Origin of the sequence: Sulfurimonas sediminis (assembly GCF_014905115.1) — a bacterium.
GTDB classification, from domain to species: domain Bacteria; phylum Campylobacterota; class Campylobacteria; order Campylobacterales; family Sulfurimonadaceae; genus Sulfurimonas; species Sulfurimonas sediminis.
The window spans coordinates 1,778,703-1,801,640 of sequence record NZ_CP041235.1; the positions used below are offsets into that span (position 1 = coordinate 1,778,703).

General features: G+C 34.7%; 26 protein-coding genes. 10 read left to right on the plus strand and 16 right to left on the minus strand.

Annotated features, from left to right (window positions below):
- Window positions 1-3: 3 nt before the first annotated feature.
- From yidD to FJR45_RS09595, 7 genes are all read right to left on the minus strand, one after another.
- A complete protein-coding gene (gene yidD / locus FJR45_RS09565; protein WP_193150329.1) occupies window positions 4-327 on the minus strand; it encodes a membrane protein insertion efficiency factor YidD in 324 nt (107 codons plus the stop codon).
- The gene (gene rnpA / locus FJR45_RS09570; RefSeq protein ID WP_347402240.1) at window positions 308-646 is read right to left on the minus strand and encodes a ribonuclease P protein component; all 339 of its coding nucleotides are present in this window, start codon (window positions 644-646) and stop codon (window positions 308-310) included. The genes yidD and rnpA overlap by 20 nt, the downstream gene beginning before the upstream one ends.
- Window positions 634-768, minus strand: coding sequence for a 50S ribosomal protein L34 (gene rpmH / locus FJR45_RS09575; RefSeq protein ID WP_013327469.1), 135 nt, complete (start codon window positions 766-768; stop codon window positions 634-636). The genes rnpA and rpmH overlap by 13 nt, the downstream gene beginning before the upstream one ends.
- A 69-nt stretch (window positions 769-837) precedes the next feature.
- Window positions 838-3,414, minus strand: a complete 2,577-nt coding sequence (locus FJR45_RS09580; RefSeq protein WP_193150330.1) for an ATP-dependent Clp protease ATP-binding subunit — start codon at window positions 3,412-3,414, stop codon at window positions 838-840.
- A gap of 106 nt (window positions 3,415-3,520) precedes the next feature.
- On the minus strand, window positions 3,521-4,402 hold the full coding sequence (locus FJR45_RS09585; protein ID WP_193150331.1) for a 1-aminocyclopropane-1-carboxylate deaminase: 882 nt from the start codon (window positions 4,400-4,402) through the stop codon (window positions 3,521-3,523).
- 6 nt (window positions 4,403-4,408) lie between these two features.
- A complete protein-coding gene (locus tag FJR45_RS09590; RefSeq protein WP_193150332.1) occupies window positions 4,409-5,239 on the minus strand; it encodes a peptidylprolyl isomerase in 831 nt (276 codons plus the stop codon).
- Between the two features lie 58 nt (window positions 5,240-5,297).
- Window positions 5,298-7,262, minus strand: coding sequence for a response regulator (locus FJR45_RS09595; RefSeq protein WP_193150333.1), 1,965 nt, complete (start codon window positions 7,260-7,262; stop codon window positions 5,298-5,300).
- 62 nt (window positions 7,263-7,324) lie between these two features.
- Between FJR45_RS09595 and nth the strand changes: the two genes are divergently transcribed.
- A complete protein-coding gene (gene nth / locus FJR45_RS09600) occupies window positions 7,325-7,966 on the plus strand; it encodes an endonuclease III (RefSeq protein ID WP_193150334.1) in 642 nt (213 codons plus the stop codon).
- 25 nt (window positions 7,967-7,991) lie between these two features.
- Window positions 7,992-8,243, plus strand: a complete 252-nt coding sequence (locus tag FJR45_RS09605) for a hypothetical protein (RefSeq protein WP_193150335.1) — start codon at window positions 7,992-7,994, stop codon at window positions 8,241-8,243.
- Between the two features lie 3 nt (window positions 8,244-8,246).
- Here FJR45_RS09605 and cmoA read toward each other — a convergent pair whose 3' ends face one another.
- Window positions 8,247-8,957, minus strand: coding sequence for a carboxy-S-adenosyl-L-methionine synthase CmoA (gene cmoA, locus FJR45_RS09610; RefSeq protein WP_193150336.1), 711 nt, complete (start codon window positions 8,955-8,957; stop codon window positions 8,247-8,249).
- A gap of 51 nt (window positions 8,958-9,008) precedes the next feature.
- On the opposite strand from cmoA, the gene FJR45_RS09615 reads away from it, so the two are divergent.
- Entirely contained in the window at window positions 9,009-9,356 is a 348-nt protein-coding gene (locus FJR45_RS09615; RefSeq protein ID WP_193150337.1) for a hypothetical protein, read from the plus strand.
- Here the strand turns inward: FJR45_RS09615 and fbaA are convergent.
- Window positions 9,353-10,432, minus strand: coding sequence for a class II fructose-bisphosphate aldolase (fbaA, locus tag FJR45_RS09620; RefSeq protein WP_193150338.1), 1,080 nt, complete (start codon window positions 10,430-10,432; stop codon window positions 9,353-9,355). The two genes, FJR45_RS09615 and fbaA, sit on opposite strands and share 4 nt — an antisense overlap.
- 94 nt (window positions 10,433-10,526) lie before the next feature.
- Here fbaA and FJR45_RS09625 point away from each other — a divergent pair, with 94 nt between their 5' ends.
- The 3 genes from FJR45_RS09625 to FJR45_RS09635 are packed head-to-tail and all read left to right on the plus strand — an operon-like array spanning window position 10,527 to window position 12,335.
- Window positions 10,527-11,162, plus strand: coding sequence for a hypothetical protein (locus FJR45_RS09625; protein WP_193150339.1), 636 nt, complete (start codon window positions 10,527-10,529; stop codon window positions 11,160-11,162).
- A 27-nt stretch (window positions 11,163-11,189) separates the two neighbouring features.
- A complete protein-coding gene (locus FJR45_RS09630) occupies window positions 11,190-11,828 on the plus strand; it encodes a hypothetical protein (protein ID WP_193150340.1) in 639 nt (212 codons plus the stop codon).
- 3 nt (window positions 11,829-11,831) lie between these two features.
- Window positions 11,832-12,335, plus strand: coding sequence for a hypothetical protein (locus tag FJR45_RS09635; protein WP_193150341.1), 504 nt, complete (start codon window positions 11,832-11,834; stop codon window positions 12,333-12,335).
- Here the strand turns inward: FJR45_RS09635 and FJR45_RS09640 are convergent.
- From FJR45_RS09640 to FJR45_RS09650, 3 genes are all read right to left on the minus strand, one after another.
- A complete protein-coding gene (locus FJR45_RS09640; protein WP_347402233.1) occupies window positions 12,318-12,899 on the minus strand; it encodes a transposase in 582 nt (193 codons plus the stop codon). The two genes, FJR45_RS09635 and FJR45_RS09640, sit on opposite strands and share 18 nt — an antisense overlap.
- Window positions 12,880-13,482, minus strand: a complete 603-nt coding sequence (locus tag FJR45_RS09645; RefSeq protein WP_193150342.1) for an ISAs1 family transposase — start codon at window positions 13,480-13,482, stop codon at window positions 12,880-12,882. The genes FJR45_RS09640 and FJR45_RS09645 overlap by 20 nt, the downstream gene beginning before the upstream one ends.
- Before the next feature lie 116 nt (window positions 13,483-13,598).
- Window positions 13,599-14,780 carry an ISAs1 family transposase gene (locus FJR45_RS09650; protein ID WP_226966519.1) on the minus strand — a complete coding sequence of 394 codons (1,182 nt, stop codon included), beginning with the start codon at window positions 14,778-14,780 and terminating at the stop codon, window positions 13,599-13,601.
- A 113-nt stretch (window positions 14,781-14,893) separates the two neighbouring features.
- Here FJR45_RS09650 and FJR45_RS09655 point away from each other — a divergent pair, with 113 nt between their 5' ends.
- The 4 genes from FJR45_RS09655 (at window position 14,894) to FJR45_RS09670 (ending at window position 17,115) form a co-directional block, all read left to right on the plus strand.
- The gene (locus FJR45_RS09655; RefSeq protein ID WP_226966421.1) at window positions 14,894-16,093 is read left to right on the plus strand and encodes a flagellar assembly protein A; all 1,200 of its coding nucleotides are present in this window, start codon (window positions 14,894-14,896) and stop codon (window positions 16,091-16,093) included.
- Between the two features lie 200 nt (window positions 16,094-16,293).
- The gene (locus FJR45_RS09660) at window positions 16,294-16,533 is read left to right on the plus strand and encodes a helix-turn-helix domain-containing protein (RefSeq protein WP_151899763.1); all 240 of its coding nucleotides are present in this window, start codon (window positions 16,294-16,296) and stop codon (window positions 16,531-16,533) included.
- Window positions 16,534-16,537: 4 nt separating this feature from the next.
- A complete protein-coding gene (locus FJR45_RS09665; protein ID WP_193150343.1) occupies window positions 16,538-16,771 on the plus strand; it encodes a hypothetical protein in 234 nt (77 codons plus the stop codon).
- Window positions 16,772-16,830: 59 nt separating this feature from the next.
- On the plus strand, window positions 16,831-17,115 hold the full coding sequence (locus tag FJR45_RS09670; protein WP_151899761.1) for an HU family DNA-binding protein: 285 nt from the start codon (window positions 16,831-16,833) through the stop codon (window positions 17,113-17,115).
- A 76-nt stretch (window positions 17,116-17,191) separates the two neighbouring features.
- Here the strand turns inward: FJR45_RS09670 and FJR45_RS09675 are convergent, their stop codons facing one another.
- The 4 genes from FJR45_RS09675 to FJR45_RS09690 are packed head-to-tail and all read right to left on the minus strand — an operon-like array spanning window position 17,192 to window position 22,770.
- A complete protein-coding gene (locus FJR45_RS09675) occupies window positions 17,192-17,680 on the minus strand; it encodes a hypothetical protein (RefSeq protein ID WP_193150344.1) in 489 nt (162 codons plus the stop codon).
- A complete protein-coding gene (locus FJR45_RS09680) occupies window positions 17,680-19,212 on the minus strand; it encodes a site-specific integrase (protein ID WP_193150345.1) in 1,533 nt (510 codons plus the stop codon). Before FJR45_RS09680 ends, FJR45_RS09675 begins: the two co-directional genes overlap by 1 nt.
- A complete protein-coding gene (locus tag FJR45_RS09685; RefSeq protein WP_193150346.1) occupies window positions 19,200-21,611 on the minus strand; it encodes a tyrosine-type recombinase/integrase in 2,412 nt (803 codons plus the stop codon). The genes FJR45_RS09680 and FJR45_RS09685 overlap by 13 nt, the downstream gene beginning before the upstream one ends.
- Window positions 21,604-22,770, minus strand: a complete 1,167-nt coding sequence (locus FJR45_RS09690; RefSeq protein ID WP_193150347.1) for a tyrosine-type recombinase/integrase — start codon at window positions 22,768-22,770, stop codon at window positions 21,604-21,606. The genes FJR45_RS09685 and FJR45_RS09690 overlap by 8 nt, the downstream gene beginning before the upstream one ends.
- Between the last annotated feature and the right edge of the window lie 168 nt (window positions 22,771-22,938).

Sequence of the window (22,938 nt, forward strand, 5' to 3'; positions counted from 1 at the left end):
AAATTACCCTTTATATAAAAAATTTTTTATGATGTAATAGCGGTTTTTTTTATTTGGAACCAACCAATATTTTACAGTACCAATTTCAAGTTTAGCGGGGTCTAAAGAAAGCTTGTCCAGGAGTGGATACTCTATTCCGCCATCAAAAAATTGATTGCAACGTAGTATTCTAGTAAAAGAGTGGTAAAAAGCACTTGAAATTGAATTATTTTCGAAATTTATTCGTGCATATTCGCTACATGTAGGATAATAGCGGCATGATCCATAGCCGATAAGTGTAAAAAATTTCTGATAGAGCCATAAAAGCTTAAGTAAAAGTTTTCGCACGGGTTAATACTTTATGGAAATCACTGGTGAGTTTTTCAAATGGTGCATCAAAGATTGCCGCTTTTGCAACAAAAACATAGATACCGTCTTTTAGAGAATGGGAGTATTCACAAAAAAGCGCACGAAGACGACGCTTCGCCCGATTACGTTTTACTGCATTGCCAAGTTTTTTGGTAGCAGTAAAACCTACTTTGCGTACTCCTGGTTGAGGAAGGAAAAAGAGGACAACACTCTGAGAGTGTTGGTTTTTTCCTTTGTTGTAAACATATTGAAACTCTTTATGGAGTTTTAATGTGTTGAATCCGCCTATACTGTCAATTTTTTACGACCTTTTGCACGACGACGGTTAATGATATTACGACCATTTTTAGTAGCCATTCTGGCTCTAAACCCGTGTGTTCGCTTTCTAGGTGTATTATGTGGCTGGTATGTTCTTTTCATTCGACATATCCTTATCTGATTTAAGTTCGGAAGTTTACAAAAACTTTACTTAAAGCGTGGTTAAGGTTCCTAGGAAACCTTAACTTCCACCTCTCCATTGACGACAGTAAATTCAACGTGAGATCCCTCTTTCACTGTACCTTCAAGAATCAAGTCAGCCAAACGGTCTTCAACAATTTCGTATAATGCACGTTTTAGCGGACGTGCTCCGTATACAGGATCAAATCCGGCTTCTGCAATATACTCTTTTGCCTCTTCACTAAGAACAAGCTCAATATTTCTCTCTTTGACTTTGTTCACAATTTCATTAAAGAATATGTCAACAATGCCTTTAATCTCTTCTTTGCCAAGTGCATTAAATATAACAACTTCATCCAGTCTGTTTAAGAACTCAGGTTTAAAAGCCTTTCTGAGTTCAGACATAACCATACCTTCAAGTTCAGGACTTCCTGCATGTGTCATAATCTTGTCACTTGCAATATTTGATGTCAAGATGATAATAGTATTGCTAAAATCAACTGTAACACCCTTGTTATCTGTCAAACGACCATCATCAAGTACTTGAAGCAGCATGTTAAAGACATCCGGGTGTGCCTTTTCTACTTCATCAAAAAGTACAACAGAATACGGTTTTCTTCGCACTGCCTCTGTAAGCTGTCCGCCCTCTTCGTAACCTACATACCCTGGTGCTGCCCCGACAAGACGTGAAACAGCATGTTTTTCCATGTACTCACTCATATCAATTCTGATGAGTGCATCTTCAGAGTCAAACAAAAACTTCGCCAAAGTTTTTGCAGTCTGTGTTTTACCGACCCCTGTAGGTCCAAGGAACATAAAACTGCCTATCGGTCTGTTCTTATCACTCAGACCCGCTTTGTTACGCTTGATGGCACGCGCTACTGCATGTGTAGCCTGTGATTGTCCTACAACAGTTTCATTGAGCACATCTTCTACATGTAAGATCTTGTCTTTCTCACTTTGAAGCATTTTGTTTACAGGAATACCTGTCCATCTGCTGACAATAGAAGCAATTGATTCTTCATCAACAGAATTTTTCAAGAGAGTACCCTCTGCCTGCATTCTGTTCCACTGCTCATTCAGGGCTTTTTCTTCTTCTATGAGTTTTGGAATTTCTCCATACTCAATTTCTGCAGCACGGTTAAATTCGGAACGGCTTTTTGCAAGTTCTGCTTCACGGCGTTTTGCTTCTATTTCTGCTTTTATTGCGGAAATTTTCTCAAACACCTCTTTTTCCGTTTGGAACTGAGACTCAAGCTTTCTTACTTTTTCTTCAATGTCAGCCAACTCTTTTTCTATCTCTTCAAGTCGCTTTTTATTTGCCGGTGTCTCTTCCATTTTCAGTGCTTCTTTTTCAACCATCAGCTCTGAAAGTTTGCGTTTTGCCGCACTGAGTTCATTTGGCTCAGACTCTATTTGCATTTTAAGTTCCGCTGCCGCTTCATCAATAAGGTCAATCGCTTTATCCGGCAAGAATCTGTCTGCAATATATCTGTCAGAGAGTTTTGCCGCAGCCACCAAGGCACTGTCTGCAATACTCACATTATGGTGTGCTTCAAGTCTCTCTTTGATTCCGCGAAGAATTTGCAGTGATTGATTCACACTCGGCTCATCCACAGAAATCGGCAGGAAACGACGTTGCAGTGCAGCATCTTTTTCAAAATATTTTCTGTACTCTTTGAGCGTCGTTGCACCGATTGTATGCAGTTCTCCACGGGCAAGCGCAGGTTTTAGGATGTTTGCCGCATCCATTGAACCTTCAGATGCTCCGGCGCCGACAATAGTATGAATTTCATCAATAAACAGAATAATATTTCCGTTTTCTTTGACTTCATCTATAACCGCTTTGAGTCTGTCTTCAAACTCACCACGGTATTTTGCACCGGCTATCAATGCCGACATATCAAGCGCAACCACACGCTTGTTTTGTAAAGAAGTTGGAACATTGCCACTTTGAATTCTCTGTGCAAGTCCTTCAACCAGTGCTGTTTTACCAACACCAGGCTCCCCTAAAAGCATTGGGTTGTTTTTCGTTTTACGAATCAGAATCTGCATTGTACGCGCTATCTCTTCATCACGCCCAATTACAGGTGCCAATTTTCCCTCGGCTGCTTCTTTTGTTAAGTCAATACCATACTTCGAAAGTGCTTCTAATGTTTCATCCGCTGTTTGCGAATCAATTTTAGCACCTCCTCGTGCAGCTTCAAGCTCTTTGCTCAACTGCATGACATCAACATATTTTGGCAGTATTGTTGAAAACGGCTCTGTATTCAAGTTTGCCAATATATATGTATCTACGGCAAGATAAGAATCTCCGTTTTTTGTCATCAGACCTATACCGTTTTCAAGTGTTCGTACAAAATCCTGGGAAAGCTTGATATTCTCTTTTGTCACACTTGAAGATTTTGGCAGTTTTTCTGCCATACTTTTAATGTCTAATTCCATTGCAACTTTATCTATACCCAACTTGTTGAACATTTGGTTCAGTACAGAATCCGAATTTGTTAAAAGTGCCCACAAAAAGTGTACCGGTGTCACTTCCTGATTTTTGTTATGTAAAGCTAAAGACAACGCACTCTCAATCGCCTCTGTCATATTATGTGTTAATTTCTCAAAAATGTTATTCATCTCTCAATCCTTTTTTTTTATTTATGCTGGAATTATATACTTATCATGAAATTAATTTTGCTACTTAAGTTGCAAAATCAATTATACCTACCTGAGTCTCTGTTTGTCAAGAAATCTTAGCACAATCACTCACAAATCTTTTTTTTCTATAACGTTTCAGCATACTTTCATTGCCGCTTACTCCGCCACTGTGAATATAGATCATCTTTTCACTTGTCTGTTCAAGCAGTGCCTGCCACATTGCAGGAGCATACAAAAGATCAAACTCAATCCCCTTTACATGTAAAGCCTTGTATATCTCATAAAACTCTTTATAGGGTTTTGCAAAATGGTACTTTCTTTTTGGTTCCAGGATAACAAGATTGTTCGGAATTTCCGCCAAAGCACGCATTTGCGTTTTGAGATAGCTGCTGTCTCCTATGCAGGGTGTTGTATAAACTCTGTACTCAGGTAAAGCAAGTGCTAAAAAAAGTGCTGTTGTTCCTGTACCAGAAGGTGTTGCGACTGCCTTTACATGTAAGCCTCTGCTTTGTTCTTGTATCTCCTGCGCTAAAACTTTCAATCCTGCTTTTGCTTCTTGTACTGCGCCACCCTGATCAACAAAACAGGTTTTTGCATTTACATGTAAGCGCAAAGAAGCAATAAACTCTTTATAAAAATCATTTTCTATCTCTATGTGCTGCATACCTAATTTCAGGGCATGCGCATAGTTTCCGCTACCTCGTTCTTTTTGTGTTGCAGAGAGTTTTTTTGTATAGTAAAGAAATTTCCATTTTTTTTTCTGACATAAGGCGGCCAATGCCAGCATAGCATTAGACTGTGTTCCACCGTAGGATATCAGCGTGTCATAAATATTGTCTGGAGTATTTAGGAGTGTGTAGAGTTTTCTGTATTTGTTCCCCGCCAAACAGGGATCAATAAGGTCATCGCGTTTGACAAAAAACTCTCTCTCTTCTAAAATAATCTTAGAAAGAGGAGAGTTTTGCATGCATAACTACTTAATAGATGCTTTTTTCTGCAGTTCATCCATTTTTTTCTTCATAACAGTTTTGAATTTTTCCATTTTCAGACGCTGTTCTATAAATGCTTTGACCTCATCAAAACTTCTTGTCATTGACGGTTTTTTATCTTCCACATAAATAACATGGTATCCAAACTGTGTTTTAACCGGCTCTGATGTCACTTCGCCTTTTTTCATAGAAAAGACCTTGTCATTAAAAGCAGGGACCATTTGCCCTTTACTGAAATACCCAAGATCTCCACCTTTTGGTCCACTTGGTCCAGTAGACTCTTTTTTCGCCAATGCTATAAACTTTTCTTTGAGTTTTTCTCCGCTTAAATGTTTTAACTGCGCAATGATTTTTTCTGCTTCCTCTTTGGTTTTTACTAAAATATGACGGGCATGCACGCTCTCTTTTTCATTAAATTCTTCTTTGTTTTTGTTATAGTAATCTTTTAACTCTTTTGTTGAAATTTTAATGCCGTCGAGCAGTTTCTTCTGCCAAACCTGAATAGCAAGCTCTTTTTTCATTCTCTGTTCAAGCTTCTTGTATTCACTCTTGTACTCCGCAGAGTTGATGATACCGGATTTTTTGGCATCATCATAAATCAACTCTTTGCCTATAAGCTGTTGTAAAACCTGTTGTCTGAATGCAGCCTGACGATCAGCCGGTACCTGATTAAAACGCCCCTGTGTTGCCTGCATAAGCTCCTGGTCGACTTCTTCCTGGGTAATCGGTTTTCCGTTTACTGTCACTAGTGTTTTTGCACAGACGACTGAACCTGTCAACAACAGGGCAGATAATAGCATTGTAATTTTATTCATTATAGAGTTCCTTACTAAATTGATAAAGAGAAGTTTAATAACAATATATTAATAGTTATTAAACAGATTCATTTTCATAGCTTATTTTAAGGTATTTGTCTAAAATATACTCCAGCTTCTCTCTTGTGAGCGGCTTTGAAAGGTAATCATCAAGTCCCTCTTCCAAAAGCATCTCCTTGTCTCCTTCCATTGCCATTGCTGTCAGAGCAACAATCGGTGCCTGTGATTTTAAGAGCATCATATCTTTAATCTCTTTGGTTGCAACAATCCCGTTCATATACGGCATATCTATATCCATAAATATAATGTCATATTTTTTCTCTTTATACATTTTTACCGCTTCAAGCCCGTTAGAGGCGGTAGAAACATCTATGTTATACTCTTCCAGGAGTATTTTTATCAGACGCTGATTGATAAGATTGTCTTCCACAACCAAAGCCTCGGTTTTATCTTTGAGCGTAAGTTCATTTTTATCTTCATTGGTATATTTGTAGCTGTTTGCCATATACAGATGTTTGGCTATCACACTGGCTAGCAATGGTTTTTCTATCACTTCATCAACAATATGTGTCATCTTTGTTTGCAGCTTTTCATCTTCATCCAAAAGAAAAACAACAGGTGCCTGCTTTTTGTATGTCGCCAGATCCAGTATCCACGATGAATCACCCTGATCACCTACCACATAGAGTTCATCTATATCTGTATAAATATCATCATTGAGTTCAGAAGATTTTGTCACATTAATAGCAAAAGAACGCAAATAGGTCGTTAAGAAATTGGCATCATCCACTTTTTCTTTATCCAGTAAAAGCACTTTTGCTTTTTTATTTGGCATCATTTTGTAGTTTTGCCCTCTTGAAGCTTTAAAATCCAGAACAAAATTCACATAGGTACCATTGTCTAATTCACTTTTTATACGTAATTCTGATCCCATCAACCGTACCAGACCGCTTGAGAGGCTCAATCCTATGCCGAGTCTCTCATCTGCATGACTGCCTGCGGTAAAAGGTTCATCCATAAGGGATATTTGTTCTTGAGACATCCCCTGACCATTGTCTTTGACACTAAAACCGACAGAACAGGCTCCGTTTTGGAGTCGTTTTAAAAGTTTTACTTCTATAATAACCTTACCGCCATGCGGTGTAAACTTAATGGCATTTTGAATGATAGAACGCATAACCTGCAAAATTTTGTTTGCATCACCCTCTAGTTCCTGTGGCAATTTCGGGTCTATAAAACTCATAACCTGTACCCCGTTGTTGCTTGCTTTGTCAAAACATGTATATATGAGTTTCTCCATTGCAACAAGAAGATTGAAAGGTTCTGACTCCACTGTAAGACGTCCGCTTTGTAACTGCGCCAAATCCAAGAGACTTTCAATATTATTCATCAGGTTTTTAGAAGAATAGTCAATCATATCAAGGTATTCATTCTGATGTTCGTTGAGACTGGTCTCTTTGAGCAGCTCTATAAACCCGAGAATTCCATTCATCGGAGTTCTAAATTCATGTCCTATATTGGCCAAAAATTTTGTTTTTAGCTTTTCAACCTCTTTCACCTGCAAACGTGCTTTTTCCAACTCTGTCACATCTTTTAATTCTAATATATACAGCTTCATGTTTTTTGAATACTTGTGACACTTTGCTTCAATACTGAGAAGTTGTCCCTTTGCATCGGTCATATTTACCCTGTAACCATCGCTTTTGTACTTTTTAATATAATCCAGCCAACTTTTGTCAGACTCGGTAAAGATCTCTTCACTCTCACTCAAAAACATATCACGAATACTTTCATTGGCTCTTTTAAAATCTTTTATATCAAAATAATTCATTGTAGTGAAAAAAGTTTTATTCGCACCTATCCACCCTTCGCCTTGTAAAAAATAGAGCATCATAGTATCACTGCTGTCTGCCGCTTCAATAAAAAAATCTTTGTCCAATTGTGAAAAAAGAGTCTCCTTTTTTTTGCCTGTATCATACACATGCGTGTTTTTTTGTTTTGAAAACAGTGAAAATATGCCCATATTTTACCCCTTTTAAAAAGTTATTGCTTTGATTATAACATATAAGTTGCTAAAATACATTTATGAAAAAAGCAACAAAAAAAGAGATCCAAGAGATCCAAAAACGTTTTGTGGAGCGCTACAGTGATGCGGTCACAGAACTGCATTATAAAAATGCCTATGAACTGGTCATTGCCGTAGCACTCTCAGCACAATGTACCGACAAACGAGTCAACCTTATTACTCCTGCCCTGTTTGAAAAATATCCCACACCTCAAGATTTGGCAGATGCTGATATAGAAGAGGTGAAAAAGCTTATTAACACCTGTTCTTTCTTTAACAACAAAGCAAAAAACCTCATAGCCATGGCAAAACGTGTAGTAGAAGTGTATGACGGTGAAATCCCGATGAATGAAAAAGAGTTGCAGACGCTGGCGGGTGTGGGGCAAAAAACGGCTAATGTTGTCATGATAGAATACACCGGTGCGAATCTTATGGCAGTAGACACCCATGTTTTTCGTGTCGCACACAGACTGGGACTGAGTGATGACAAAACGGCCAAGGCAACAGAAGCCACTTTGGTAAAAAAATTTAAAACCGACTTACATGTACTCCATCAGGCAATGGTTCTGTTTGGAAGATATATCTGCACTGCCAAAAATCCAAAGTGTGAAAAGTGCTTTTTAACAGAATTTTGTAAAACAAAAGAGAGTTTTAAAGTTTAGGTATGCAAAATGCTTGGAAATCAATATGATAAAAATATATTTACTGATACTCTTTACTCTGCTTTTTAACGGCTGTGTAAACAAACACGGAATTTCCGCAAAATATTACAGTGACTGTAAAGAGTACTACGATTTTCAGGGCTATTACCACAAAGAGTGCGGAGATGATGACATCATCACTTACGAAACAATGGACAAAGAGCTGCAAAAAGCTACAAAAAAAGTAAAAAGCCTTTTTGTCAAAGAGAAGCCGCCGGTAGAAAAAAACGTCTGGTAGTGCTTACTCTTTAACAGCTATAAAGGTGGCGAAGTTTGCCCATCGCAACAACACTTCGCAGTGAGAAAAACCTGCATTTAATGCCATTTTTATATTTTCTTCTTCACTGTAAGGCACCAGTACATTTTCCAAAGCTTCGCGTTTTTGCATAATTTCATACTCGGAATAGCCCTGCTCTTTTTTAAAATCATAATAGCATTCAATCAACTCTTTATTAAGCTTCGGATGATGCGAAATAACTTTTTCGCTAAATATAAATACACCCTCTTTTTTGAGTGAAACGGCTATTTTTTTGACCAGCTCCTCACGAACAAGAGGACGAATAAACTGCAGAGTATAGTTACTGATAAAAACATCTGCCTCTTTGTAATCATAACTCAGTATATCTGCATTGCAAACTTCTATGTCGGCACCATACGCTTCACATTTTTTTCTTGCACGCGTGAGCATTGCTTCAGAATTGTCAAGACCGATAAGTTCTGCCTTGTTTGAGAGTTTTCTGTGAATACTCAGCAGTGTGGATGCGGTTGAACAGCCAAGATCATAGATTCTGCCGTTTTCATTCAAATTTTTCAGTGCAAAAAACTCAGTAATTTTTTGAGCCTCTTTGTAAAAGGGAACACTGCGCTCAAGCATATCATCAAAGACTGCTGCCACTTCTTCATCAAATTCAAACTGTTTTTTTATCGGTTTTGTAAATACTTTATCATTCATAACTGGAATTTTATCAAAATAAGCCTATAATTGAGCAAAAAAAGGATATTGATGGAACTTTCACTCTCTTCTTGGATGATGATTGCTTTTTTAGTCGGTCTTGGTCTGAGTGCATGGAAAATGTATAAATTTATGCCGACAAAACAACTCAAAGATGATGATACAACCCCTCAGGCACAGACAGAGTTAATGGATTTGATTTTAAAAATCATAAAAGGCAGTCACGGAGAACTCACAGAAAAAGAGTTGCATGAAATGGTCACACAGCACGAAGATTTTGACAAAGAGCATTTTTGGAGATTTAACGAGAACAAACTGAGACAGCTGTTGCATATACACTATGCAAAAAATCCTGATACAAAAAGTATCAAGGATATTCACAAGAAACTACACTCTTAGTTTCTATCCATTGCATTCAAGTCTTTATAGGCTTGAATAACTCGCTCGACCAGACCTTCCTGCCCGGCGCGCAGCCATTTTCTCGGATCGTAGTATTTTTTGTTTGGTTTGTCTTCACCTTCCGGATTTCCGATTTGACTCTGGAGATAATCATGATACTTTTCAATATACTGACGCACACCGTTCCATGTTGCCCACTGTGTATCTGTATCGATATTCATTTTTATGACACCATAGCTGATTGCTTCACTGATTTCTGAAGGCAAAGATCCCGAACCGCCGTGAAACACAAAGTTGACAGGTTTTTCTTTTGTATGCAGTTTCTCTTGAATATATTTTTGTGAATTGTCTAGTATTTTAGGCGTCAACTGTACATTTCCAGGCTTATACACACCGTGTACATTTCCAAATGAAGCGGCTATGGTAAAGTTTGGAGAAATTTCACTCAACTCTTTATAGGCAAGAGCCACCTCTTCAGGTTGAGTATATAAAAGTGCATTGTCAATGTTTGTGTTGTCTACACCGTCTTCTTCTCCGCCTGTACACCCAAGCTCTATTTCAATGCTCATACCGATTTTGTTCATTCTTTCAAAATAGGCTTTACATGTACCGATGTTTTCATTTAAAGACTCTTCTGAGAGATCAAGCATATGGGAAGAAAACAGCGGTTTTCCCTGTGTTTTGTAATAACTCTCCCCTGCTTCAAGCAGAGCGTTAATCCACGGAAGCAGTTTTTTTGAAGCATGGTCAGTATGTAAAATCACGGCAACACCGTAAGCCTCCGCCATCATATGGGTATGAATTGCACCGGCCACCGCACCAATAATTGCAGCTTTTTCACCATCATTGCTTAAACCTTTGCCTGCATAGTAGGAAGCGCCCCCGTTACTGAACTGTATAATCACAGGAGAGTTGGCTTTAGCAGCAGCTTCCAATACACCGTTGACAGAGTCAGTATTTACAACATTGACAGCAGGTATGGCAAAACCATTTTCTTTTGCATATTCATAGACTTTTAAAACATCATCACCAAAAAGGACCCCGGGTTTAACAATATCCAATACACCATTACTCATAATAATTCCCTAAAAAATTTAATTTTGCAATTATAATATATAGTTCATTTAAAAGAACTTTATGCTAAAATCGTAGCTCTAAAGGATACTGAAAATGAGTAATGAAGCAGAAATCAATACTGACATTGTTTTGATAGATATCATTAATTTTTCAATGCTTACTATACAGCAGCAGTATGAAATCATCAATTTTTTGACACGCAGTTACAAAAAAATCATACAACGTCTGCTTGAAAGTGCAAAACTTCCTGTAGAAGAACTTGTTTTGGGTTATATCCCGACAGGAGACGGGTTTTACTGCATACTCACACCAAAGTTCAGAGGCTACGGAACAATTTTAGGGCTGAGCTTTCATCATTTTTCGGAGCAGCTTTCAAAGAAATTTTCCTATTTCCATGGCTTGCGTATAGCAGTGCATACAGGCAAAATCAATAAATTTACAGACATTTTGGGGCATCAGAATTTTATAGGCACCGGACTTAATGACTGTGCCCGATACCTGGAAATCAAAGACTTCAGTATTTCAACAGTAATGATCTCTGATGAAGCATATTACAATTTTAAACGTTTCATTACTGTGCACAAAGAGTACAACCAACTCCTGCAGGAAAGGGAATTTAAAAAGTCCACCCTCTTTGCTTTTAAGGACAAGCATGGCAATGAAAAAAAAGGATACCGTGTATGGCTGAGAAAATCAGGTATAATTATTCCTCCAATTTATAAATTTTAACACCCGGTGTTTAAGAAAGGACAGTATATGAAACTTACACTCGATGAATATTCAAAAAAATTTAAAATGTCAAAAGAGATGATCAGTTCAAAACTCCGCAGCAAAAAGTTAAATTATATCGTTGAAGATGACACTGTTTACATAATTGTTCCTGATGAAGCCTCACCACAACCGCAACAAAACACTTCGCCTGCAAAACCACGCACAACTGTTGCCATGGTTTTATCATTGTACCAAAAAGAGAACCTGCAGCTCAAAGCAAAAATTGTCCAACTCGAAGAAAAAATAGACAAACTCATCAATGACAAAGAGCAGATGCTCCGTGATGAGATGAGTAAAATAGAAAAAGTTTATGCCACCAAAGACGAGCAGTTAAAGCAGGTTTTAGAACTGCTCAACACAAAACTTCTTGCCCAAAACAGCAACACGGTCCATGATGTCGAACCTTTGCCCCAAACACAAAAAGCCATAGAGGTGGAAAAAGAAAACCAAATTGTTGAGCTGAAAACCTATTTGAAAACACTTGATCTGGAACCCTACCAGAGAAAAATCATCAAAAAAAGATTTTTAGCCGTATATGACAGTGATATCAGAGTCATTAAGCAAAACGGTAAACTGTACCTCGATTTTGCGAAGTATGATTACAGTGATTTGCTAGAGTATTAATGAATGCCAAAAAAAACAGAACACAAAATCATAAAAACCCGTCATATCAAAGAAGCATTACAAACCTTTGCACAGGAGAATTTTATTCTTCCCTCAGAGTGTGACTTTGTTATAAACAAAACACAAACATATATAAAAAGCAATACAAACGCTTCTTTTGAACTCTACAGCAAAGAGATACAGGAAAAATACAAAGATAAAGAAAAAATACTCAATGAGCATGTGGAATTTCATCAACTCTATACCATTACCCTTATGAAAAAAGAAAAAAAAGATCTTGAACTTGAATATACTATAGATTTTTCAAAATTTTTCACACATCCTTTTTTGATACTGTCGCCGGATTCAAAAATTCCCTATAAATCACACCAGCCTGTTGAGTTGTTAAAAATACTCTTTAGAGAATGCAACAAAATCAAAGCGTATCATAAAATACTTGTGAACATCTTTGATGAAGAGATGAAAAAAGCTCTGATACACCACAATCCTCTAAAAACTCAATTTTAATATTTGAGCGATAGAGTCATCCAAATCCCATCTATTGTTGATGAGTTGTTCTTGTATAGATTTTGCACCATTAAGGTGTAAAATATTCAAAATCATACTTCTAAGAATAGTCATTAAAAATGGATTTAAATGACAATTATGAGCATCTTCTAAAAGTGAATTATCTTTGTATTGATGCATGGTTTCCACTTTCCAATGGTGTAAAATTTTATTGTGAAAGAATTCTGCACTTTCATGAAAATTTGCAATACAGAATTGAATTCTAGTGCTATTAGTAATCTCGCCAGTTTTATGATTTGTTGACTCTACTTTTTTTATAACTTTTATTATTGAGCGAATATGAGTTATGCCATTATGATAAAAAGTAGTTGGTTGATATACAAACACCTTCCTATTAATCCATTCATTAGATTGTTGGACAGGTTTAGCCTTGTAAATATTTGTCGGTTTTATATCTCTTGAAATTTCATCTATTTTATCAAGTAAGGTTTTTTGATTATCTTTTACCTTGGCAATATATTTTGAACCACTATTTTCGATAGCATCAAGAGTTTTTTTGGGTATTCATTGCATCAAAAGTAAAGATAAATTCATCTCCCAATTCCCCTATCATAGCCTGAAGGGCAGGTATTTCATTCGACTTCTCTGCTATTTGTTGATGAGCAATTATTACCCCTATCTCAGATAAAACAGCACCAACTACTTCTATTGATCTCTTATCTTTGTATTTGCTGCCATTCATAACCTTGCCATCTACGCTCAGGTGCTTCCCTGTTGTATCGACATAGGTTCTTATCCATTTCCTAAAAACAACTTCAACTTCTTGGCTATCAACTTTCGCTAACACATCAGAAACCAAACTTTTCTTTGGTGTTAATATAAACTCTACACCTAATAATCTTTTAACTTGTTCTTTTTGAATATGCTTCTCTATCCAAATAGATATTTGCTTATAGTCAGTTGCTCCCATCAATCCAGCCAATACTGAAAGATATAAAATATGTTCTAGTCGGTGTCTTTTACCTTGAGGTTTCCGATAGTCTGTCACCTCTGAAAACAATTTTAAAAGTTGATTTGATTGGGCTTGATCTGCATACCCTCTTATAGAACGCTTTTTCGCTAATTTTTCTCTTGTTTTTGTTGCCATATGTAATCACTTTAGTTTTTTAGAGTTTAAGCAATTATTGTTCTTCTTTTAAATTCCTGTTTTTTTAGGATTGGGGTGGCTCTGATAGGTAAATCCCACGAAAAATAAAACAAATCTTAATCAATATAGTTTGATTCAATCAATTGAACACTAAAATCATCACGATAAAGAGCATTTCTTTTAATATCTGCCATTGTAGTTTTACCGGTTAGGAGTACCTTTTTATCTTTGTTCTCATTTAAAAACAACTGATAAAGATTAACAGTAAAACTTCTAAGAATAGCTATAGAGAAAGGCTCTTTATATGCTATATGGTCATCTTCTTCAGTAAGCATATCTAAGTGATAGTGATATGTTTCCACTCTCCAATGTTGCAGTATCTTTTGAAGAAACTCTTTTGCAGTTGTTTTAAAGTTAGCCATTAAATATTGAGTTGAAATTGTAACTTCACCAGTCTGTGCATTTGTTAATGTTTTCGTCACTTTAATGAGTGATTGAATATTTTGAAAGTTCTCATGATACATAACTAAATCAGCACTTTTATTTTGAAAAACTTCTACTTTTCGAGAGACTCTTTTGTTGTTTTCAGTTAAATAGCTATCTTCATCATCAACTCTATCTGTAGGCTGATTAAACTCTTCTATGGTCTTTATAGCTTTCTCTTTGAGGTGTTTCTGGTTATCTTTGAGTTTTGCTATATATCTGTTACCTTGCTCATCAATAGTGTTGAGAATCTCTGATTGAGTAAGCAGTGCATCAAAGGAAAATATCTGTCCTTCATTGCTAAAAATATTATCGTTTAAAACCTCTTTGAGTGCAGTAATTTCGCTACTCTTATTTTTATCTAAAAACTTGTGAGCAAACACTATTTTTATATCTTTATCCAAGATATTTAGTATTGCTTTATGTCTTTCCTGTGTGTATTGACCATTCACGTCGCTACCTCTCAGCCACTTCCCGTCAATAGCAATATTTTCTTGTGCAATGAATGGAAAAAAGAACTCTCTAAATACTTTTTCCAAAGCATTATTATCTGTGTTTATCAATAAACGATGATATGTTGATTTGGAAGGAATCGTTATCTCTTCTTTATCAAAAATCTCTTTGAGTATTGCATTGTCTTTGTTATATATCATCCATGAAAATATATCCTTAAAAGTTGTATTTCCTTTGATAAGTGCAAAAAGTGTCATGAAAAGAACTTCGTGCAATGGATATTCTATCTTCCCTGTATCTACTCTATAGTCTGGGATACTTTTTAGCGATTCAAGTAAGGCTTTTGTGCGTGTTAATTTGATGGTAAACTCCTTGTTTTAGGAGTCTAAGCAATATTTCTTCCAGTTCTTTTGAATCTATTGATTAAGATTTATTTTATTTTTCGTGGGATTTACCTAAAGCTCTGAAAATTTTAGTGAAATACATATATGCCGGCAAATTTGTCAAACGTGTCAAAATTCCTCTGTTTGAGGGAATAGAGCCTGTCCTCACACGTCCTGGTAAACTTATTTTTTGGTTTAAAGAAAAAGAACATACAGGCGAAGTTATCGAAGTCGAGGAAAACGAACTTCTTGTGGAGTATAAAAAGCCTGTATACGGACAAAACGGGCTCAATGCTTTTGGTGAATATCTAGACGCAAATTTTGCCAACAACATGGATGACCTGCAGGCAGATGTTGATGAAAAATCTATTGCAATACAGGAAAATGCAACATCAAAAAAATACATAAGCAAGATACGCGGATATGTCCATTATGACGGCAAAGAACTTCTTGTTGACAATCGCATAAAAGTCAGTGAAATCACAAAGCACAAAGATCTTGTAGAAGATCTCGAAGACAATAATATTGAAATAGTGGTGACGCAGCATGATACGGCAAGGGATACCATCAAAGAAGGGGTGACGCTTGTTTCAGAGAGAATACATGTAAACGGTTTTGTGGGAGCAAAAAGCCGTCTTGAAGCGATAACCCTTGAAATTGAGGGAGCTACCCACCAAGACTCACTCCAGTATGCGAAATATGCAACCATTAACAGGCATAAAGGTACATTACGATGCCATGAGGGGAAAATTTCTCTGCTTGAAGGTGGTGTGGTACACGCAACCGCTGTAGAAATTGACTCTTCCATAGGGGGTGCTGTTTATGCCCAGGATGTTACCATCAAGCATGTGAAAAACAATTTAAAAGTTTACGCTTCTAATTCTATTACTGTCCGGCTTGTATCCGGGGAAGACAACCTCTTTAAAATAAACTACCGTGATGTCCCGGTAGTGCAAAGCAAACTGCAGTTTATAGACAAAGATATCAAGGAGCTCAGATATAAATTAGAAGGAGCAAAAAGACACAGCTTAGGTAAAGTTGAAGAGTTGGAAAAAGAGATTACACGCCTTAAAAAAGAAAAAGAGGCAATACACAACTCCTACAAAAATGCAAAAATTACTGTCCAAGAACCTTTCAAAGGTTTAAACAACATTATCTTTACCATTGACAATGCGCATGAAATAGCCTACAAAACAGAGGCAAAATCCTATCCTCCTTTTTATCTTGAAATACAAGAAAACATCATCACCCTTCATCCTGTCGCAAAATCCATAGTTATCGAAGAAAAATAGTATTTTTTAATTTTCTTTGTCTATTCCTCAAAACTCTATACTCTTTTTATACGGAAAACCGTATATAAAATACATTAAACATATTTTTACAATATATATACAGCATATAATACACATTATTCAATATTTACCATACGATAATTATCAATTTATATTATAAAAAATGTATATTTAAGTATTTATTCCGTATAATATTTTTTATGCAAATAAATGATTTATTTAACATCCTACATAACTCAATAGAGTCTCAATACAATGGGAAAAAGATTTCCCTTAAAGATATGGCTAAAAGTCTGGGGATTTCTATGCGTACATATCAGGACTGGAAACTGGGACGTGCCAAACCGCAGGCTGCAGCAACGGTTATAAAAATGTTAGGTAAATTAGATGATGATGAAATTATCAGGGCTGTAAGAAAAATCAACAGATTAGAGGAGTAGCGGAATGGGGATACTGACTAAAAATGAAAGAGATGGTCTTGAAGATGTGTTTTTATCAATACATACATCAACAAATAAATACAAAAAAATTAAAGATTTATCAGCTTTAATTATGACGCATGAAACGACTCTAAATTTCAAAAAGCTCTTAAAACAGGCTAAATATGGACTAAAAGAAACAAAAATTTCAGATTTTCTTCTTAAATTCACCAAAAAGAAGAAAAATTTAAGCAAATAAACTATAAAGTATCTGTAGCTGAATTATTTCAGGGCAAATCTTAATCCAAGGGTAAATTTATGAATAAAGCACAATTCGTTGAGTTAGTACAAGAACACGGAAACTACAAAACTAAAGTGGAAGCTGAAAATGCAATTAAAGCTTTCACTGAAGCAGTAATCGAAGCCTTAGTAAAAGGGGAAGATGTTTCTCTCGTTGGTTTTGGTAGTTTTGCAGCAGTACTTCAAAAAGGTAAAACCGGCAAAGTTCCAGGTACAGACAAAACTTATACGACTCAAGATAAAATGGTTCCTAAGTTTAAAGCTGGTAAAGGTCTTAAAGACAGAGTGGCCGCAGGGAAATAATAGTTCCTTTGCACCTTTACCTACCGGCTTTGAATTGAACTATTAAACAGTTCAATTATTTTAGTTTATTTTACACCTAAATATTATTATTTTTAGGTGTAAAATTTAGCTTCATTTTTTGTTTAAATTCCATCTCGTAAAGTGCAGTTCTCAGTTCTTCATTACTAAAAGTTAATTCATTTACTTTATCTTTTAATTTTTTATTTCTCTCTTTTATTTTTTTCATTTCTAGCTCTTTTTTCTTTAACTCTTTTTTTATATTTAACAACTCATCTGCCATTGAACGCTCTTGCACCGATGATGATACTGCTATAGCTTCATATTTTCCAATTCTAAGCTCAATCATTAAAGATTGAATATGTACAAGTTCTTTATTTCTAAAAGTAGCCTCGCTTATTCCTTTGCCTGTCTCATCTATCTCTTTGGTCTTTGCAGCAACAGCCTTAATGCTTTTCATTTCAAAAGTATTTTCCAGCTGTCTAACAGCTTCTCTAATAAGATACTCTGTACGCTCTTTACGACTTTTAGCGATTTCGGAAAGTTTTGGATTGCCTACTTTTGCCATTATTCAATACTCCCATTGCTATGTAATTTATTATATAATACAGCAAACAGGGTCGCTCTATGATGAGAATCTTTAGCATTTGTATTATCACCTAGCTCATATTGTTTTTCTGTTATTTTTAAATACCTATCTACTTGCTCAAGATAATATTCTTCAAGTTCTTTGTCTGGCACAAGGTCATCACAATCTAAGCATTCATAATGATTACCGCAACCTGCTGTATTTGGACAGTATCCAAGATCTGATATCTTATGTGCCTTTGGATTTTCAAGTAATTTTTTCTCAAACGCATCATCCATACCATTCACTATTCTACCTTTGAACATATATCGTGAGGTAATATCTTTATTTTCTAATAGTATCTTACGCTGCTCTTCTATCATAAAGCTCTCTGATGGTGCAGTATATGAATCTAATGATTCATATGTGCGATGATTTGCAAAATTCTTTAGTTGTGGTGTGCTCCATCCAGCTTCTAGTCGCATTGTAATCCCTGTCTTTTTTAAATCTCTTGGTATGGCACGGGCTTTTTCTGGTATCTTCAATTCTTTTTGTAGCTTTCTAAAATACTTTGACAATCTTTGATTTGAAAAATATTGTATCTTTTTATTTTGCGTATGCCTATATGTGAATAAAAAATCTTTCTTATCACTATCTTCTTGTAATTCTTGGCTTACCTCCTGCTGTTTTTTAATTAATTTATACAACATTTTTTGCATAGGCTCTTTAAGGTTCAAATACTCTATTTTATAATCAATTCCTCTTGCACTCTTAGAATTCTTGACAATAGCATGCTTAATTGTTCCCATATCTTTTGATAGTTTTTTTACACAGTCTAATGGATAGTTTAACGTATCAGTCGGTCTTGTAGCATACATTCTCATAATCCAGTAAGCCACTCTTATGTGAAGGGGTGATTCATCGGTCATAAAATGTGTATCAAGTTTTTCTAAAATGTTTTCATCAATAACTTTATACTTATCACTATTATTATTTTTGCTATAGTGATTTTCTATAGACTCAATCCCTTGTATATAGACTAAAGAAGAATGCATATTCATATAAGTATGAAATGTTAAAGCACTATCTAATAACTTATTTTTATATACAGATGCATAGCCTTCTCCATCTTCTTTTTTTTGAGAATCAAGCCAATAGCTGTAATATGAGAATATTTTCTTATTGACTTGCAAAAGGCTTATGTTTTCTTCAGATAGAAATTTAATATATCTATGCAAATATCGTATATAAACATATGAGCTATCTCTTTCAAATAAAACAATAGCAAACAATTTTATGAGTCTAACAGCTTTATCTCCCATCTTTTTAAACATATGAAATCTCACTCGATCACTATGAGATTTATTAGTTCCTCTGTTAAGTACCCATGAGTTATCAGAGAATGGCGAAGATGAATATTTTGATAGTTTTTTTATCAACATATCCTCTGCTTTTTTTTCATTAGGCTGTTGTTCCAGCAGTCCTTGAAAAGTAACTTTTAGGGAGAATTTTGATTGCTCTAATGCTGACATGCACTCCCCTTTAAACTTGCTATCAAACGGTTAACTAAATTGTCATATGCGTCTAAACGGTTTTTTTGAATAATATATTCACTCCATGTTTCATATTCATTCTTAGGGCATCCTTCGCTTTCTACTTTCTCTATGAAGGCATTTAAAATAGACTTTTGATTGTTACGTAACCTTTGCCATGAGCTAAGATATTTACTATCCGTAATAAGTCTAGCGCAATTTGCACAACTGTCTGCAGTTTGGAGCTTTCCACATTCCCCCATTATTGGATGCCTAACACATTCACCGTACTCCATTTGACGCTTATGAATATAAAGTTCTACAAACATCTGTTCTTTGTCTTTTTTTGAATATCCACTTAGTAAATTATTATCAAACTGAACTTTAAAATGATCCCTAAAAAAATCGGTATTAAGCTCTTCAGCTTTTTTAGTTCTTACATATGCATATGCTTTTTCACTTGTGTTTAATGTAAGCCAGCCAAAAAATGATTTAATTTCTTCTGGACTATGTCCGTCTTCAACCATAGTTGTAGCTATCATCGCTCTCATCTGATATGGAGTGTAGTGCCATAGATTACTATCAATATCAGCGCGTATATCATATTTTTCTATTAGAGCACTTATCTCTCTAATTAGCTCCTTAGATGAAACAATATGATATTTGACTTGATGTGCATAGTTGAGACTTTTACGGACAAATATAGAGTCAATTTTAGATTCCTTTCTAATATTCTCACTAATTAGAATTTGATTTTCTATCGCTTTTATAACATCATTATCATATAAAGGTATTTTTCTTATCGCCTTTTTCCCCTTTTTAGCATAAGCTTTAGCTTGTTTCTCTATGCTCAAAATTAAAATATGGCAATTTAATTTTTTATCAAATATTAAAGAATTTTGATTTATTGAAGCTAACTCGGATGGTCTGCATCCTGTAGATGATATAACCAAAAAAGCATTTTTAACATCAACTGAAACTTCATCTATATGATATCTTATTTGTAAATACACTTCCTCTGGTAGGGGCAAGGTAGATTCTTCTTCATTATCTATTATAACAATTTCCGATGAAAGGGTTTTCTGTATAACTTTTAACTTCTCTATATTTGCAGAACCGTTAAGTATCGCTCTATTTATTAGATATTTATAAAATGAGCTTATATCATTCTTTACACCTTTTAATTTTTTATCTTTTGATCTCTTATCAAACCAAGTAACTATATCGTCATATTCGATATCTGAGGCTTTTAGATTGAAACTTTTTTTTCTAGTCTTAACATATTTAAAAAATGATAAAATTTCTCCTTTTACCGATGTACCTTTAGATACACTATATATCGCGAATTCTTTAATCTCTCTTGCAATTGCATCATCACTAACAATACCTAAGCTTATCGTGAAAGTTCTCCATATATTTTGCTTTATGTAGCCTATGATATACTTTTTAGAAACCTTTGAAATAACTATTTTATTAAATACATCAAAATGTTTCACTTGAGTTTCTTGGTATTTGAATACAATTTTTCTTAATTCCGCATAAGCTTCAAGATGGTACTTCTTTACCTTATGCAATAAATTTGTATCTTGAGCAATATGAAACTGTAATGCCTTACTAAGCGATATCTCCTCGTTGTTAAGCATTTGATTTCTTAATATTTTTTTTATAGAATTATTAAATAGTTTTGGATGTATTGCAAGGGCATACATAATTATTATACCTGTACTTACTTCAAAATCTTGAGTTATTGAAGACAATGGATTATGATTAAGCAACTGCTCTTTAATTTTTGCGAGAAGCTTTTTTGTTTTTTTTACATTTTTTTCAAGCTTAAAATTATGTTTGCCATCTAATGAAATATTTTTCCATCCATTATTATTAATATTTATTTTTAGATCATATCTTGTTTCTGGATATATTCGCAAGGGAAGAGAATCATCTTTTACTCCAAAACCGATTATATTTAATATGTGATATTTGACATTTTCCGGCAAAGTGTCTATTCTATCTAACTTTGTTCTAAAAAAAACACCCTTTGTAATATCAAAACCATGATACTCAAAATAGGCATACCGATGTATCCAGTATTGAGAAAAACATAGTTTTGCATGATATTCAAAATATTCTTTTACACCCTTACTGTTCTCTTGCATTAGCATTTCCGTCATAACCCATATGGCTTTTTCTAATCCGACACTTCTTTCTTCACCAAAAATATCCTCTACTATTTCTAGCATTTTCATTTGTTTTTCAAAAACCAATTTTTTAAAATGTATCCAGCAACTTGTGTTAAATGAAACGTCTTTTAAAGCTGCTATTCCCTTCATTCCAATAATATATATACTCGAATCAACTTGAACATAAAATTGGCTATTTTTATTTTTACTATATTTAATCATGTAGTTTCTCTTGCAGTTCTAAAAGCTTTTTGTTTAAACTTTCTGCATGTTTCTTAGCAAAGTCTTTTGAAATTTCTTCATTTGCATGATCTACATATGGTCTAATCGATTCAGGAGATTTCCAACCCATAATATGTCTTATTATTTCATCGCTAAGATTTAGTTCTCCTCCAACCATTGCTTTTACAAGCTTTGTTGCTTTGTCAGAACGGCCAGAGTGTGTTCTCACATTCCCTTTTATTCCTGCATTTTTAGCTGCTCTAACCAATGAATCTCTGTATGAAGCGGCTTTATATTCATTAAATAAAATCTCGCCTTCTATAGCTTTAGTATTTACAAAGAGATATTCACTGCTCTTTTTAGACTTTACTTCTGCAGGGTTTCTCTCATTCAAGATATAGTTCTCAATAACTCCTATTGTCTGATCTCCAAAGAGAATAGTTCTTTTTCTACCTCTTCCTTTGCCTTTAGAACGAGATGGCTTAACGGTACACTCTCTAGGATTATAGTCCTTAAGCTTTATGGATAAAACTTCATCTATTCTCATCCCGTGTAATGTAGCTAAGAATATTGCGCGATTTCTATAGTTTCTAAAATTACTATATATTGCTTTAACCTCTTCATCCGTATATTCCAAAATATATTCTTTTGAACTAGTTTTGTGCTTTGTAACAAATAGATCTATCGTTGCATCAGCTATACTACTAATATCATTCCATCGCAACGTAAGAGCTGTGCTGTATTCAGAAAGTTTATTATTGTCCCATTTATTTATCTGAAGCACACTATGTTCAGAGTATTGCCATAAAAATTTATAAAACTTCACTATAGTTTCTTTATGTTTCTGAATTGTATGATATGTAATTTCTGGTTCAGATATTATCTCATTTTTCTTGATATCAAAATTAATAATATACAGCATATATGCTTTTACATCTTCATCTGATGCATTCCAATATTCTACATTCCTATCTAATAGAAAATTAAAATACTTCACTAATATATACCCTATTCCTTTGCCATAATCTAAAGAATTTTTCGATTTATTACTAACATAGAGACTTGAATAAAAATCAGGAATATTTGGTTTACAAATATGATAAAACTCATCCGCTCTACCATTTTTGTGTACCTTTTTTCCCTTTTGTAATTTATACATATTTTTTCCTAAATACTATCTACTGATTATATAATTGAATTAATATAGATTACCTAAAATAGAAATAAGTATATACTCATATTTTAAATTCAAAGATGAATTTACAATTGAATGTATATTTTTTTACAAAACTTTCCCTACTAACCACTTTTTTTTAATGCATGAAAT

What these genes read in the sequence shown, in the direction of transcription:
- rpmH (WP_013327469.1), bottom strand. Translation starts at nt 768, where the DNA reads ATGAAAAGAACATACCAGCCACATAATACACCTAGAAAGCGAACACAC.
- FJR45_RS09580 (WP_193150330.1), bottom strand. Translation starts at nt 3,414, where the DNA reads ATGAATAACATTTTTGAGAAATTAACACATAATATGACAGAGGCGATT.
- FJR45_RS09585 (WP_193150331.1), bottom strand. Translation starts at nt 4,402, where the DNA reads ATGCAAAACTCTCCTCTTTCTAAGATTATTTTAGAAGAGAGAGAGTTT.
- FJR45_RS09590 (WP_193150332.1), bottom strand. Translation starts at nt 5,239, where the DNA reads ATGAATAAAATTACAATGCTATTATCTGCCCTGTTGTTGACAGGTTCA.
- FJR45_RS09595 (WP_193150333.1), bottom strand. Translation starts at nt 7,262, where the DNA reads ATGGGCATATTTTCACTGTTTTCAAAACAAAAAAACACGCATGTGTAT.
- nth (WP_193150334.1), top strand. Translation starts at nt 7,325, where the DNA reads ATGAAAAAAGCAACAAAAAAAGAGATCCAAGAGATCCAAAAACGTTTT.
- FJR45_RS09605 (WP_193150335.1), top strand. Translation starts at nt 7,992, where the DNA reads ATGATAAAAATATATTTACTGATACTCTTTACTCTGCTTTTTAACGGC.
- cmoA (WP_193150336.1), bottom strand. Translation starts at nt 8,957, where the DNA reads ATGAATGATAAAGTATTTACAAAACCGATAAAAAAACAGTTTGAATTT.
- FJR45_RS09615 (WP_193150337.1), top strand. Translation starts at nt 9,009, where the DNA reads ATGGAACTTTCACTCTCTTCTTGGATGATGATTGCTTTTTTAGTCGGT.
- fbaA (WP_193150338.1), bottom strand. Translation starts at nt 10,432, where the DNA reads ATGAGTAATGGTGTATTGGATATTGTTAAACCCGGGGTCCTTTTTGGT.
- FJR45_RS09625 (WP_193150339.1), top strand. Translation starts at nt 10,527, where the DNA reads ATGAGTAATGAAGCAGAAATCAATACTGACATTGTTTTGATAGATATC.
- FJR45_RS09630 (WP_193150340.1), top strand. Translation starts at nt 11,190, where the DNA reads ATGAAACTTACACTCGATGAATATTCAAAAAAATTTAAAATGTCAAAA.
- FJR45_RS09635 (WP_193150341.1), top strand. Translation starts at nt 11,832, where the DNA reads ATGCCAAAAAAAACAGAACACAAAATCATAAAAACCCGTCATATCAAA.
- FJR45_RS09645 (WP_193150342.1), bottom strand. Translation starts at nt 13,482, where the DNA reads ATGGCAACAAAAACAAGAGAAAAATTAGCGAAAAAGCGTTCTATAAGA.
- FJR45_RS09660 (WP_151899763.1), top strand. Translation starts at nt 16,294, where the DNA reads ATGCAAATAAATGATTTATTTAACATCCTACATAACTCAATAGAGTCT.
- FJR45_RS09665 (WP_193150343.1), top strand. Translation starts at nt 16,538, where the DNA reads ATGGGGATACTGACTAAAAATGAAAGAGATGGTCTTGAAGATGTGTTT.
- FJR45_RS09670 (WP_151899761.1), top strand. Translation starts at nt 16,831, where the DNA reads ATGAATAAAGCACAATTCGTTGAGTTAGTACAAGAACACGGAAACTAC.
- FJR45_RS09675 (WP_193150344.1), bottom strand. Translation starts at nt 17,680, where the DNA reads ATGGCAAAAGTAGGCAATCCAAAACTTTCCGAAATCGCTAAAAGTCGT.
- FJR45_RS09680 (WP_193150345.1), bottom strand. Translation starts at nt 19,212, where the DNA reads ATGTCAGCATTAGAGCAATCAAAATTCTCCCTAAAAGTTACTTTTCAA.
- FJR45_RS09685 (WP_193150346.1), bottom strand. Translation starts at nt 21,611, where the DNA reads ATGATTAAATATAGTAAAAATAAAAATAGCCAATTTTATGTTCAAGTT.
- FJR45_RS09690 (WP_193150347.1), bottom strand. Translation starts at nt 22,770, where the DNA reads ATGTATAAATTACAAAAGGGAAAAAAGGTACACAAAAATGGTAGAGCG.